Annotated in this window: 13 protein-coding genes and 1 tRNA gene; 9 read left to right on the top strand and 5 right to left on the bottom strand. The window is 66.2% G+C overall.

Annotated features, from left to right (window positions below):
- The first annotated feature begins 7 nt into the window (after positions 1–7).
- The 5 genes from AB0B96_RS09910 to AB0B96_RS09890 all read left to right on the top strand — a co-directional run bounded on the left by AB0B96_RS09910 (position 8) and on the right by AB0B96_RS09890 (position 4,614).
- Positions 8–721 carry a DNA cytosine methyltransferase gene (locus tag AB0B96_RS09910; RefSeq protein ID WP_362897429.1) on the top strand — a complete coding sequence of 238 codons (714 nt, stop codon included), beginning with the start codon at positions 8–10 and terminating at the stop codon, positions 719–721.
- Entirely contained in the window at positions 718–1,617 is a 900-nt protein-coding gene (locus AB0B96_RS09905) for a bifunctional DNA primase/polymerase (protein WP_362897428.1), read from the top strand. Before AB0B96_RS09910 ends, AB0B96_RS09905 begins: the two co-directional genes overlap by 4 nt.
- Positions 1,618–1,649: 32 nt before the next feature.
- Positions 1,650–2,864 (top strand): DUF3631 domain-containing protein, encoded by a 1,215-nt coding sequence (locus AB0B96_RS09900; RefSeq protein ID WP_362897427.1) that lies wholly within the window; start codon positions 1,650–1,652, stop codon positions 2,862–2,864.
- A gap of 172 nt (positions 2,865–3,036) precedes the next feature.
- A complete protein-coding gene (locus AB0B96_RS09895) occupies positions 3,037–3,231 on the top strand; it encodes a helix-turn-helix domain-containing protein (RefSeq protein ID WP_362897426.1) in 195 nt (64 codons plus the stop codon).
- 12 nt (positions 3,232–3,243) lie between these two features.
- Positions 3,244–4,614, top strand: a complete 1,371-nt coding sequence (locus tag AB0B96_RS09890) for a site-specific integrase (protein ID WP_362897425.1) — start codon at positions 3,244–3,246, stop codon at positions 4,612–4,614.
- 131 nt (positions 4,615–4,745) lie between these two features.
- Here AB0B96_RS09890 and AB0B96_RS09885 read toward each other — a convergent pair.
- Positions 4,746–4,817, bottom strand: a tRNA-Arg gene (locus tag AB0B96_RS09885).
- Positions 4,818–5,058: 241 nt separating this feature from the next.
- Positions 5,059–5,478 (bottom strand): C40 family peptidase, encoded by a 420-nt coding sequence (locus AB0B96_RS09880; RefSeq protein ID WP_362897424.1) that lies wholly within the window; start codon positions 5,476–5,478, stop codon positions 5,059–5,061.
- Positions 5,479–6,696: 1,218 nt separating this feature from the next.
- On the opposite strand from AB0B96_RS09880, the gene AB0B96_RS09875 reads away from it, so the two are divergent.
- The 3 genes from AB0B96_RS09875 to AB0B96_RS09865 are packed head-to-tail and all read left to right on the top strand — an operon-like array spanning position 6,697 to position 9,546.
- A complete protein-coding gene (locus AB0B96_RS09875) occupies positions 6,697–8,649 on the top strand; it encodes a hypothetical protein (RefSeq protein WP_362897423.1) in 1,953 nt (650 codons plus the stop codon).
- Entirely contained in the window at positions 8,646–9,239 is a 594-nt protein-coding gene (locus AB0B96_RS09870; RefSeq protein ID WP_362897422.1) for a hypothetical protein, read from the top strand. Before AB0B96_RS09875 ends, AB0B96_RS09870 begins: the two co-directional genes overlap by 4 nt.
- A 4-nt stretch (positions 9,240–9,243) precedes the next feature.
- Positions 9,244–9,546 (top strand): hypothetical protein, encoded by a 303-nt coding sequence (locus tag AB0B96_RS09865; RefSeq protein WP_362897421.1) that lies wholly within the window; start codon positions 9,244–9,246, stop codon positions 9,544–9,546.
- 168 nt (positions 9,547–9,714) lie between these two features.
- On the opposite strand, the gene AB0B96_RS09860 is transcribed toward AB0B96_RS09865, so the two are convergent.
- A complete protein-coding gene (locus tag AB0B96_RS09860) occupies positions 9,715–10,401 on the bottom strand; it encodes an SDR family oxidoreductase (protein WP_362897420.1) in 687 nt (228 codons plus the stop codon).
- Between the two features lie 118 nt (positions 10,402–10,519).
- Between AB0B96_RS09860 and AB0B96_RS09855 the strand changes: the two genes are divergently transcribed.
- Entirely contained in the window at positions 10,520–11,065 is a 546-nt protein-coding gene (locus AB0B96_RS09855) for a TetR/AcrR family transcriptional regulator (RefSeq protein ID WP_362897419.1), read from the top strand.
- 89 nt (positions 11,066–11,154) lie between these two features.
- Here the strand turns inward: AB0B96_RS09855 and AB0B96_RS09850 are convergent, their stop codons facing one another.
- Positions 11,155–12,393, bottom strand: a complete 1,239-nt coding sequence (locus AB0B96_RS09850) for a glycosyltransferase 87 family protein (RefSeq protein ID WP_362897418.1) — start codon at positions 12,391–12,393, stop codon at positions 11,155–11,157.
- A gap of 140 nt (positions 12,394–12,533) precedes the next feature.
- Positions 12,534–13,019 carry a DUF5946 family protein gene (locus AB0B96_RS09845; protein ID WP_362897417.1) on the bottom strand — a complete coding sequence of 162 codons (486 nt, stop codon included), beginning with the start codon at positions 13,017–13,019 and terminating at the stop codon, positions 12,534–12,536.
- Positions 13,020–13,097: the final 78 nt, after the last annotated feature.

Below are 13,097 nucleotides of genomic sequence, written 5' to 3'. Positions count from 1 at the left end.
ACCTGCCATGACCACCCCGACCACCACCCGCCCGGCGCGAGCGGCCAACAGGCCGCGCCTGCTGGACCTGTTTTGCTGCCAGGGCGGTGCGGCCCGCGGCTACCAGCTCGCCGGCTTCCACGTCACCGGCATCGACCTCAACCCCCAGCCCCGCTACATCGGCGACGCCTTCCACCAGGGCGACGCGATCACCTTCCTGCACACCCACCGCGAGCAGATCCGCGCCGCGTTCGCCTTCATTCACGCCTCCCCGCCCTGCCAGCACGACAGCGACACCCAGCGCCTGCACGGCAACACCCACCCCGACCTGATCGGCCCCACCCGCCAGGCACTCAACGCCACCGGCCTGCCCTGGGTCATCGAGAACGTGGCCGGCGCCATCCCCAAGCTCAACAACCCCGTCATGCTCTGCGGCGCCATGTTCGGCCTGCACACCTACCGGCACCGCTACTTCGAAACCGGCGGCGGCTTCCACCTCACCACCCCCGCACACCCGCCCCACCACGCCCCGCAGGCCAAGATGGGCCGCCCGGTCCCGCCCGGCCACTACGGCCAATTCATCGGCAACTTCTCCGGCGTTCCCCTCGCCCGCACCGTCATGGGCATGCCTTGGGCCAGCCGCGACGGCTTGCGCGAGGCCATCCCGCCCGCCTACACCCACCACATCGGCCGCGCCCTCCTCACCGCCCTGCGATCTGTGCGAACGGAGCAGGCCGCATGAGCACCCCCGCGCAGCTGCGCTATGCCCTGGCCGCCGCCGCCCGCGGCTGGCACGTCTTCCCCGTCTCCATCGGCGACAAGCCCCCGCTCAAGCGCTTCACCGACTGGGAGACCAACGCCACCACCGACCCCGAGACCATCCGGCGCTGCTGGTCAAGCGCCCCTTACAACATCGGCATTGCCACCGGCCCCTCCAACCTGGTCGTGATCGACCTGGACACCCGAAAGGAGGGGCAAAGCCCCCCGCCTTCCTGGGACCTGCCGGGGGTCAACGAGGGCGCCGACGTGCTGGCCGTACTGTGCGAACGCGCCGGGCAACCCCTGCCGTTCGAGACCTTCACCGTCCGTACCCGGCGGGGAGGGCTGCACTTGTACTTCACCGCGCCGAACGGTTCGGCCCTGCGCAACACCGAAGGTGCCTGGGGTGGACTCGGCTGGCTAATCGACACCCGGGCAGGGGGCGGGTACGTTCTCGGCCCCGGTAGCTATGTGGATCTTCCGGACGGCACCGGCGCCTACGAGGTAGTTCACAACACGACCCCGGCCCCGCTGCCCCCCTGGTTGTTCCAGCAGCTCTCACCCCCGCCCCGACCGGCGCCGCAACCGGTACACCTGGCCCTGCCCGACACCCGGCACGGCGCCTACCTACACGCCGCGATCACCTGCGAACTGGACCGCGTCGCTACCGCCCCGCAGGGCCAACGCAACGGATCGCTCTACCTGGCCGCCATCGCCCTGGGCCAACTCGTCGCCGGGGGCGCGCTCGCCGAGAGCGAGGTGACAACCCTGCTGGAACAACAGGGGGTCGATGCCGGGCTGAGCCGCGCCGAGACCATCCACACCATCGCCTCCGGCCTGAAAGCCGGTGCCAAGCGGCCCCGGACGGTCGCCGCATGACCACCACACCCACTCGCACAGGAGCAGATCCCATGAACCAGACCGAACCCATCAGCCACGGCGCGATGTTGCTTGACGCCCTGCTGGCCGCCCTGACCCGCTACGTGATCCTGCCGACCCCGCAGGCCGCGGATGCGGTGGTGTTGTGGATCGCCGCCAGCCACGCCCAACCCGCCTGGGCGCACGCGCCCCGGCTGGTGATCCGCGCCCCGGAAAAGCGGTGTGGTAAGTCCCGGCTGCTGGACGTGGTCGAGGCGTGCTGTCATGACCCGTTCATCACCGTCAATTCCAGCAGCGCCGCAGTCTACCGCTCCATCAGCGAGGACCCACCCACGATGTTGGTCGATGAGGCTGACACGATCTTCGGGCCGAAGGCGGACGGGAATGAGGATCTGCGCGGGCTGCTGAACGCCGGACACCAGCGCAATCGGCCGGCCAAGCGCTACGACGCCAACACCGGCCGCGTGGAATCCATCCCGACCTTCGCCATGGCCGCACTCGCCGGAATCGGCGCGATGCCCGACACGATCGAAGACCGCGCCGTCGTGGTCCGCATGCGCCGGCGCGGTCCCGGTGAGAGCGTCGCTCCCTACCGGCACCGCAGGGACCGGCCTCTGCTGCGCCAGCTGGCCGAAGACCTGTCCGCGTGGCTGCGCGCCGACCTGCCCACCTTGGAGCAGGCCGAACCGCCCATGCCGGTGGAAGACCGCGCCGCCGACACCTGGGAACCCCTGGTCGCCGTCGCCGACCACGCCGGGGGCCACTGGCCCGAGCGCGCCCGCGCCGCGGTGCTCGCCCTCACCGCTGAGGCCGACGACCAGGGACAGCCCTCACCTCGGATTCGGCTGCTGGCCGACTGCCGCGCCGCGTTCGGTACCGATACCGCTCTGCCCACCGCGACCTTGCTGGAACGGCTCAAGGCCGACCCTGAAGCACCGTGGGCCGAGTACGGGCCGACCGGTCTAACCGCGATGAAGCTCGGCGCGATCCTGCGTGAGTACAACATCCGCTCGACCACCGCCCGCTTCCCCGACGGGCAGGCCAAGGGCTACCAGCGCGCCGACTTCCTCGACGCCTGGGCGCGCTACTGCCCCGCCATCGACCTGCCCGAGGACGGCGAAGTGCTCTCCTTCGGCAGGGGTAGCCGTACCAGCCGTACCAGCCTCAATTCCGCAGCTCAGGAGCGGTACGACTTGCCGCCTGGTACGGCTCAAGCCGTACCACTCCCCGATCTTGGTACGGCTTGAGCCGTACCACCGAAAAAGCCGTACCAGCCCTGACCAGCCAAAACGAGGCTGGTACGGCTGGTACGGCTACCCCTCCCCTGCTGCGTCTGAACATCCTCGACGGCAAGCCACCAAACACCCACCGAGGACTTCACACACCACCGATCACGACGCCCGAAAGGCAGCCACGACCATGGCGACGCGAGCCAAGAACATGCTCACCATCGCAGAGGTTCTTGACGAGATCGACGTACCCAAATCCACCTTTTACCGCTGGCTGCACACCGGCCGTGGCCCAAAGTCCCTCAAGCTTCCGAACGGCAAGCGCAAGATCCGACGCACCGACCTGGACACCTGGCTCAGCACCTTTGAGAACACTGCAGCGTAAGGAAGGGCATCCATGTTGACCCACGACGTGGTGGTGTGGAGCATCCGCAACCGAAAGGGGCGCGCCAAGCCCTACCAGCTTCGATGGAAGGTTGGCACGGAAGCGACGTCCAAGGCGTTCCTGACCAAGGCACTCGCCGACAACTTCCGTGCCGACCTACTCAAGGCCGCGAAGAAGGGCGAGCTGTTCGACACCGAGACCGGCCTGCCCGCCTCCATGCTGGCCCCGGAAGCCGAAGATCCGCCTATGAGCTGGTACGACTTCGCTGCCAAGTACACCGCCATGCGCTGGCCCGGCGCCGCGGCGAAGACCCGCGAGAGCATCGTGGACAGCTTGGCCGTGACCACGTTCGCAATGCTTGACGGCGAGGCGCTCGACCTGCCCCGTAAGGAGATCCGCGCCGCCATGCAATGGGCGCTGATCCCCCGCGAGGACGGCGAGGCCGTACCCGCTGAGTTGGCACCGACCGTGCGGATTCTCCGGAAGTCCACGCTCCCTCTCGCTGATATGGCCGACCCCATCGTTGCGCGCCGCGTGAGCGAGGCCCTCAGCCTCACCCTGGACCGGCGAACCGCCGCCGCCGACACCACGGCCCGCCGTCGCCGGGGGTTGAACACAGCGCTGGAATACGGCATTGATCTCGGCGAACTCAAGGAGAATCCGCTCAAGCGGATCAAACAGAAGAAGATCGCCAAAGACGATGCCGTAGACAGGCGCGCTGTCGTCAACCCCGAACAGGCTCGGGAACTGCTCGCCTCCGTGTCCTACGTTGGGAGCTGGCACCGTGCCCGGGGTCGCCGCCTGGTGGCCTTCTACGCCACGCTCTACTTCGCGGGTGTCCGGCCTGCCGAGGCCGTAGGGCTACGGCAAGACGACTGCCACCTTCCCGGGGAAGGGTGGGGTCTGCTCACCCTGGCCAAGACCCGTCCCAGCAGCGGAAAGCAGTGGACAGACACGGGCACGGTTCATGACCTGCGCGGCTTGAAGCAGCGTGACGTGAAAGCCGTCCGAGAGGTTCCCATCCCGCCTGCACTGGTCATCATGCTCCGCGCTCACCTGGACGAGTTCGGGGCCGCTTCCGACGGACGTCTGTTCCGCAACGAGCGTGACGGCGTGCTGGGCGCTTCCACCTACGCGCGGGTGTGGAGGGAGGCGCGTTATTTCGCCCTCACCCCTCAGCAGGTGGCCTCTCCCTTGGCCAGACGGCCCTACGACCTACGACACGCGGCGCTGTCCACCTGGCTCAACGCAGGGGTGGACGCCACCGAGGTAGCTGCCCGTGCGGGCAACAGCGTAGAAGTGCTCCTCAAGCGCTACGCCAAGTGCCTAGATGGCCGCCAAGATCAGAACAATCGTCGCATAGAGGCCGTGCTGACCCCGTGAGATCTGGTCCACAGCTGGTCCACAACTGGTGAGCGCCAATGAGAACGGGCGGGACTCCGTGAGACTGGAGTCCCGCCCGTTTCGGCGTTCTACCTGCAGGTCAACCCACATTCGGGCTGGCCTGGCTTGTGTGCCCCCTGCAAGATTCGAACTTGCGCTCCCGGCTCCGGAGGCCGGTGCTCTATCCCCTGAGCTAAGGGGGCCAACGCGTGATTACATTACCAGCATCCTGGGGGGAACCGACACTCGGTTGGGCGGGCGAGTGATCTCCGAGACGGAGGCGAATCGAGTGCGGCCTGGGCCGGACGGGGCGAGTCGGCTCGGAGTGGAGCGGACGAGGTCGGGCGAGCGGAGCAAGTCAGCGCGAGATGGGACGGATGGGGCAGGGCTGACGAGGTGAGTCGGCGCGGAATGGGGCAGATCAGGTAGGCCGGGCGGGGCGAGTCAGCGCGGGACAGGGCGGACGGCGCCTCGATAGCGGGAGAGGTAGTAGGGCGAGGCGGTGAAGTCGATCGTCCTGACGACATCGCCGGTCTTGGGGGCGTGGACCATGACGCCGCCCTTGACGTAGACGCCCACGTGGGTGGGGTCTCCGCCGCCTCCGCCGAAGAAGACCAGGTCTCCCGGGCGGAGCCGGGAGAAGGCCACCCGGCGGCCCTGTCTGAACTGGGTGCCGGTGTAGTGGGTGAGCCTGGCTCCCGCCCTGGCCCAGGCGTGCAGGGCGAGCCCGGAGCAGTCGAAGCCCCCGCCGGTCGGACCCGCGATCGAACCGCCACCCCAGACGTACGGCCTGCCGACCTGGCGGAGCGCGGCGGCGGCCGCGATCCGACCCCGCAGGCCCTGGACACCTTCGCGCGAGGACACCGCTCTCCCTCGCGCAGGTGCCATCCGCCCACCGGAGAGGGCCTTCCCTGGGGAGGACGCCACCCCGCGCGGGGGCGCCACCCCACGGGAAGACGCCGCTCCACGTGGAGGCACCGCCCTGCGATCGGAGGGCGTTTTTCGTCCCCCGGAAGGGCGCTGCGGCCGTTTGGCGCGCGCCCGCGAGGACTCCGGCCGAGAGGAGGCCCGGGGATCTCTCAGTCCCGCCCAAGTTTCCGAATTCATCCAGGAGGCCGAGGCGTCTCCCTTGTCACTTGAGTCGGCCGCCGGCTCCACTGCCCCTCCCGCCTCCGGACCAGAAGGGGCAGTGGAGCCGGTATCCGCTCCCGGCAACTCGGGCGGCCATTCGCCGACCGCACCCAGAACCGAGGCCAGGACCGGATTCGCAGCCGAGGCCGGGAAGGAGCCCTGCGGGGAGGCCGAGGCAGGGGAACCCTGTGAGAAGGAGCCCTGCGGGGATGTCGATCCGCCGCCACCCGCATCCGGCGAGAGCAGCGCCCAGGGCGCGCAGATGGCGGAGAGAGCGATGCGAATCTTCTCCGGCAGGAAATCCTCTTCCACCAGCAGGTGCTGGGTGCCGCCCGGCGGGGCGATCGGAGGAAAGGAGAGAAGGTGGCCCCAGGTCTCGCAGGCTTCCGGGGAAAGGCGGGGCGCGGGGAAGGGCGAGTTTCCCGCGAGGGCCGCCGAGAGGATGGTGACGGTGACGAGTGCCGTGATCACGCACGCCCTCCTTGGGCTCGATGAAGGATCGAGGCCCCAGGATCAGCGGGATGGAGCGATCGCCAACGAGCCGAACCCGATTCTGGGGATAACTCGTGAAGCACCACCTCCCCGAGCACGGCGAAACAGTCCGTCCGAGCGGCGACACAGGCCGAGGAGCTGTGAGCACTTACACCCGGCAAGCACCTATTTCAAAGCGACACAATTATCAATTATGTCCATTTTAGGAAATATCTTGGCGGGATAGGCGGATTGAAATTAATATGTCCGCTGGAGCTGTCACCTTCACGGACCAAGCCGGAGTCCAGCGCCCTCATGACCCATCCGTATCCCACACCCTCACCCTCTCCCCAGTCCGCCCCTGACCAGCGGTCTCCCTCTCCACCGACCGACACCGCCCAGCCGACCGGCACCGCTCAACCCGCTCCCGCTGTCCCCTCCCCCGCACCGCACAGAGCCCCGGCGACTCCGACTCCGAGCGTGAACGGCGAGTACTCGGGGATCGACCCCGAGCGGATGAACGACTTCGAGCGAGGGCTCGGCCGGGCGCAGGACGCACTCGGACGCAACGAACCGCAGATCCGCCGTACCCTGCAACGGTTCGACCTGGACGCCTCGGGACTGGGCGCGCTGCGCGAGATGCAGAGCTGGATCGAAACCAGTCGCCCCGACCTGCGACGTCGCAACGAGACGATCAGCACCAAGCTCACCGAGTGGGGTGCCGCCACCGAGGCGCCCAGCGGGCTGGCCGCCTTCGACGAGGCGCTGTACGGCAAGGCTAATCGGGACCCGAACGTCTACGCGGCGACCCTCGGTCTCGGCAAGACCGCCGAAGACGGTGAGATCGACGAGAAGCTCCTGAAAGGGCTGGAGAAGCGAACGGGCGACGCGACGTTCGCCGTCACGTTGATGACCGCGCTGGGCACGGCGAGGTTCCGCGAGCTGATGGTCGAGACCGCGAAGCGCAAGGACGACAAGAAGGCTGAGCGCCTGCAGGCCGCCCTCGGAAAAACCCTCGGTACGGCGACCCCCCGTCTGGGTGACGCCTGGCACAAGGAGCTCCTGTCCGACCTCGAAGTCGGCCGGACGACCGGCTACATCGGCTGGGAGAAGGGCTATGCCATGGCGGCGGCCCTCAAGCACGGCACCTTCAGCACCGCCTTCCTCCTCGCCACCGCCAAAAAGATCGAGGCCGCCGATCGCGGAAGGGTGATGTTGGATCCGCGTGTCATGGTGGCCCTGCTGGAAGGGCTCAGCCGTGATCCGGTGGCGGCCCAGGACTTCTTCGCAGGCGACCCGACCATGCTGAAACGCTTCCTGACCGAGCGACGCCTGGGCGACGACGGCGTGGCCCTGGGCAAGGCACTGGAAGCCGCGACGCTCACCTTCCGCGACCACGACGGCTCACCACAGAACCCATCACGCGGCTTCCTGTCGGCCAAGCTCGCCTCGGAGGCCATCCACCTGGAAGCCGTACGGATCAAGGAAAGCAAGCTCGCCGACTCCTTGGTGAACGCGGCCTCGACGGGGCGCATCCTGGCCGGTTACATCAGCGACATCAACTACATCGCTCAGCGCGGCCGCGACCCCGAATCGTTCGGAGTACGAAGTGCTGACAACCTCGCCACACCGGGACCTGACCCTTGGGGCGCAGAGTTCAAAATGGGGGAACTACGTCAGGTGATGAAGGAGACGTTCACAGATTCCAAGGCATTCGCCCCTGTTTTAGCTGCTCAGACGGCATTCACCAGCTTGCTCCTTAATCACGGCGCCACTGAGATGGCTGCTGGTCGGGGCGACAAAAAATTCCTGACCAATGCCATGGTGATTGGGACAGGTTTCGGAATGATCACCGATGCGGCGGGCCTCGCGAAGATCAAGGAAGGCAAGGATCTGGACGAGGCACAGCAGCGCAACATGAAAATTTTCCTGGCTGCGGTCAATACCGGTCTCGCCATCCCCCAACAGGGGGCCTGGCCAGTCGCCGCTGGTGTCATCGGAGCCTGGAGCGGGGTAGTGGAAGAAATAGCCAAGGGAAAGGCGCAGGATAATGCCACCATTGAGGCCAATGACGTTGTCAACAAGACCCGAAGGCTTGTACATGACCTCACCGTACAGGCCATGCTTAAAAACGGCCTCTTCGGCTCCGTCGAGCCCGCCGGCCAGAACCACCCCTGGGCCAGCCTGGAAGGGTTGAAGAAGGGGGATGACCCCCGCGACAACCCCAACAACTTCCTCAAGGACGACGGCCAGACCCTCATGACCAGGGACGAGATGACCGACAAAACAGCTACCAACATCACCGACAAGGACCGACGGATCAATGCCTACGAGCACTGGCTCGACCAGGGATTAGCAGGAAAACCCTGGGTGGATGTAAAGATTCGTCTGAATCAGGGATTCACTGACGGCTTCGCCCTGTACGGGTCGTGATGCGAAAAGCATTCGCCGTAACCAGTGCGCTGGCTTGCGCCCTGGCTACGTTGACGGCCTGCCAGAGCGATGAGATGCCGGTCGATCGCAGTCCGATGCCGACGGTGGCCGCCGCACCGTACCTCTGCGAGCACGTCCCGCTGAAGGCGGTGGAGTTGATGACCGGGGTGCGCAATCCACTGGTCCGTGGCTTCTTCGACCTCACGAGCGCAGGAGGACTTGGAGACGGAAGCTGTGCGATCTACCAGCGCGAGGGCGAGCAGCCGAAAGTGCTGCAGATCAGACTCACGCCGGCAGGAAACCCAGAGGCGGTTGAGGAGCAGATCGAAGATGGGGCTTTGCCGTTGCCGGAGATATTGCCTGGGGTTGTCGGCTCTTACTTCAAGCCCTTGGACAGCGAAACCAACGACGCATACGCGCTGCTGGTGCGTGGCGAAGCTGAGATAAGCATCCAAATGGAGATCGGCGCCGAGGGACGGGACAACGCCGCCGATGTGCTGGCGCTCATGAAGCTGATCGCTCCAAAACTGCTCACCGACGCCAGCGCACCGTCCCCGACACCGAAGACCTCCACTCCGAAGGAGGACTGATCTCATGGCCAAGCTGGTGCCCAATCCGCTCCACGCGGCGTTGGGAGAGGCCCTCCGAACGGTCGAGCCGCTGGTCCAGGAGATCGAGAGCGGCATCGACCCCCCGTACCGGGACTTTCACGAAGGCAGGGTGTGGACGGGACCGGCCGCCAAGAAGTTCGACGCCCAGCTCGTTCAGCACCGCACTCGGGTCCGGGGCGCGGGCGAGAAGATCATCTCCGACCTGCGAAGGACCTTGGCCGTCACCCCCCTCCAGGTGAGCGAGGAGGAGGCCAAAATGATCAAGCAGCGGTACGGCCTCCCCTGACGAGGCCCAGAGAGCTTCAGGTCCGGTTCCGCGACCCGCCGACTCCCCACCGCCGAACCAGACCGAGCAGGCTCGACATGGACTCCGGCCGTATCCGGTGAGAAGACGAGTTCCTAGTCGGGTCGACGCCACCGAAGGCAACGTGTGACGGGCGCCGCGGGCTGCGCCTCAGACCGGGGTCGGCGTCGCGGCCAGGTTCTGCTTGACCTGCCGGGTGATCTCGTCGGCGAGGATTTCGGGAAGGCCCTTCTCGATGGCATCCAGGGCCTGGGCCGCAACCTCGGCCGGGTCGGTCTTCCGCTCGGCGGGAACGTCGGCGGCCATGTCGGTGTTCATGTACCCGACGTGCAGTGCCGAGACGGAGATGCCGCGAGGTGCCAGTTCCTCGCGAATCGCGTTGCTCTGGGCCCACGCGGCGGACTTGGCCGCCGAATAGGCCCCGGAGCCGGCCGGGTGCAGCCAGGACAGCACGGACAGGACGTTGAGCACGGCGCCGCCGCCATTGCTCTCGATGATCGGAGCGAAGGCCCGCGTCACGGCGAGCGGCCCGAAGAAGTTCGTCTCCATCTCCAACCGCACCGAGTCCAGATCACCGGCGACCAGGGGGGTGCCGGTGAAGATCCCGGCATTGTTCACCAGCAGCGTCGCGTCGGAGGCGACGCCGGCCGCGGCTCGGATCGACTCCTCGTCGGTCACGTCCAGGCGGAGCGGGATGACACCGACCACGTCCACGCTCTCGGGGCGGCGGGCCGCCGCGTAGACCTTCGCTCCACGTTCCAGGAGCTGGATGGCCAGTTGGCGACCCAACCCCCGGTTGGCGCCGGTGACCACTGCGACCGCGTCCTTCAGTTCCATGCTTGCTCCCAGCGTCGTGGACGGTTCCGATGACCGAGTCCCGAATTTAGATTACATCCATAATCTAAACCGAAGGGTAAGATAGATGTCAACCGACATCCAACTTGGGAGGTGGCCGATGGGCCGCGTGTCGCAGGCGCAAGCGCAGGAGAACCGCAAGCGGGTCGTGGAAGCCGCCTCCCGGCTGTTCCGCGAACGAGGCACGCAGGTCAGCGTCGCCGACCTCATGAAGGAGTGCGGTCTGACCCACGGTGGTTTCTACAAGCAGTTCGCCTCCAAGGAGGCACTCGTCGACGAGGCCACCGCCCACGCCTTCGACGAGTTCGCCCGGCACCGCACGACAGGACCGGAGTCGCACGCCGCCCAGCAGGCGTTGATCGACACCTACCTCTCCGTCGAGCACCGCGACAACCCTGCGGACGGTTGCCCCGTCGCCGGGCTCGCCACCGACATGGCACGGGAGCTCGGTGATCGCGAAGCCCACCGCGTCTACGCCGAAGGCGTAAGCGACTTCGCCGAGCGGCTCGCCACCGAAGACCAGGACGGCCTCGTCCGGCTGTCCACGATGCTCGGCGCACTCGTCCTGGCTCGGGCCACCAAGGGCTCCCCTCTCTCCGAGGAGATCCTCACCGCCGCACGCGCGGCCTTGACGGCGAACAACTGATCCCGGATACAGCGCGGTATGCCGTGGCCATACAACCGATTGCCGACTCACGCCCAGGTCAGGCCGTATTCTCCTGCCCCTCGAAGGTCCTAGCCGTCGACCGACCCGTGCCTTCTTCGCCGCCAATCGCTTCGGCCGAAACGAACCGCAAGCGCCAGCAATATCGACAGTCCACCGAGCACGTAACTACCCGTCAGCGACATCAGCCACGTTCCGACGTGGGACGGATATATGAAAAGCGTCGCCAGGACGATATATCCGGGCAGCAGAAAGACGAACCACAAGAGCCCCACACCCACCTTCTCAAGCGTGGAGTCCACGCGCTGAGCACGCTGCGCCCAGAGCACCAGGAGCGGTACGCACCAGACCCAGTGGTGTGGCCAGGAGACGGGTGAGACAAGTAGTCCCACGATGGCGCAGGCGGTGATTCCGGCGAGCTCTCCCACCTCCTTCGCGGTCCGTGCGGCGACCCAAAGTCCACCCGCGCCGACCACCGCGCACAGGGCGAGCCAGAGGGGCACGGTGGGCCAGGAGCCGGACACGAGCATGAGCATGCCGCGAAGCGACTGATTGAAGAAATTCACCCCCTGCCCGGCGATCACCCGTTGCGTGTCGAGAAATTCACCACCCCAGTAATCACGTGAATCAGCCGGCAGCACCAGGAATCCGAGGGCCACCGTGCCGAGAAAACCGAGGCCCGCCATCAGGGCGGCCCGGAAGCGACGCGTGACGAGAAGGTAGGGGATGAATATCAGCGAGGTGAGTTTGACGCCGGCGGCGACTCCCGTTCCTATGCCCCGCCACTTCTCTTTGCCGTGCGTCAGGTCTACAACTATCACCAGTAGCAGGATGATACCTATCTGCCCATTCCACAACGTCAGCGTCACCGGATACAAGGGAAGCATCGCGACAACGACCAACAACGTACGGGCAGTCCGGCGGCTATGGCGCCCCACCGCAGCGCGACCGACGAGAATCCATATCAAAACCTCAAGGGCGAGTATGGAGATCAGCACCCATAGGGCGACGGCGGCCTCCATTCCCACCAACGCGAGAGGTGTGAACAGCATCGCCGCGAACGGCGAATAGCTGAACTTCAACCAATTGTCACCCACGATCAAGCTGTAGACAGAGGTACGCTGCAGTACCGCTGCTCCGCCTTCTCGATAAACCTCCAGATCGATCCAGCCCCTCGCGTAGATCGCGTTGAAGGCGAAGGCTGCCACCGCGCCAATCAACGCGATCAATACTCCGCATGCCATGTGGAAAGAGCTGCCATCTCCGCTGCCCAGACGAATTCGCGGACCGACTGGCGCTGAAGAAGGCATGGCGGCTCCCGACTTAGCTACGGTGCACGTTAGCCACGCCGGCTTGTCCAAAACTTGTCGTGCTGCGTCGACCGTCTACCGGTCAGGGCTCTGATGCGCTCGGCCGATGTCTACGCACCCCTCACGCCGACTTTCGAGCATCAGCTCTGAACGGATCTCCAGGACTCCACCGTCGCTTCGGCGATGGCTTTGATGTGATCCCCGTACGCCGGATGTCCGTCGAACACAAAACTGCCGTCCCTGAACGGCATCCCGCTGAACGAGGCGCGGAAGCCGGAAGGTTCACCCTTCGGGAGCGGCGCGTATGCCGCCAACAGTGTCATGTCATAGCCCAGGCGTGCCCGGTGGTTGTTCCGTGCCACCTGATGAGCCGACAGGCGGAGCCACGCGTCAAGGCCCTGATCCACGTAGAGCTGCAACTGGCGAAACTGGCCGTCGAGGTATTTCTCATGGGCTCTGGAAGGATGCTGCAGAAGATATGTCATGACCACGGGCCCGTGCCATTTGTACATCTGCGGATCCGACTGCTCCTCGGCCAGGATCCCGTGGTAATAATCCACGCACATGCCCAGTGGGCCGGCCGCCGCACCGCAGTCGCACCGATCCGTCATGGAGATATTTGCCATGGGCTGCAACATAGATGGCCGGTCCCGACCTTGGCGACATGTTATCGGCGTCGGCTCATGCTCTACCTACCGCCATGC

The sequence above is a fragment of the Streptosporangium sp. NPDC049046 genome (genome assembly GCF_040649155.1).
Taxonomy (GTDB): domain Bacteria; phylum Actinomycetota; class Actinomycetes; order Streptosporangiales; family Streptosporangiaceae; genus Streptosporangium.
The sequence above is the reverse complement of the archived record's forward strand: the minus strand, read 5'-3'. Positions and strand labels throughout refer to the sequence as shown.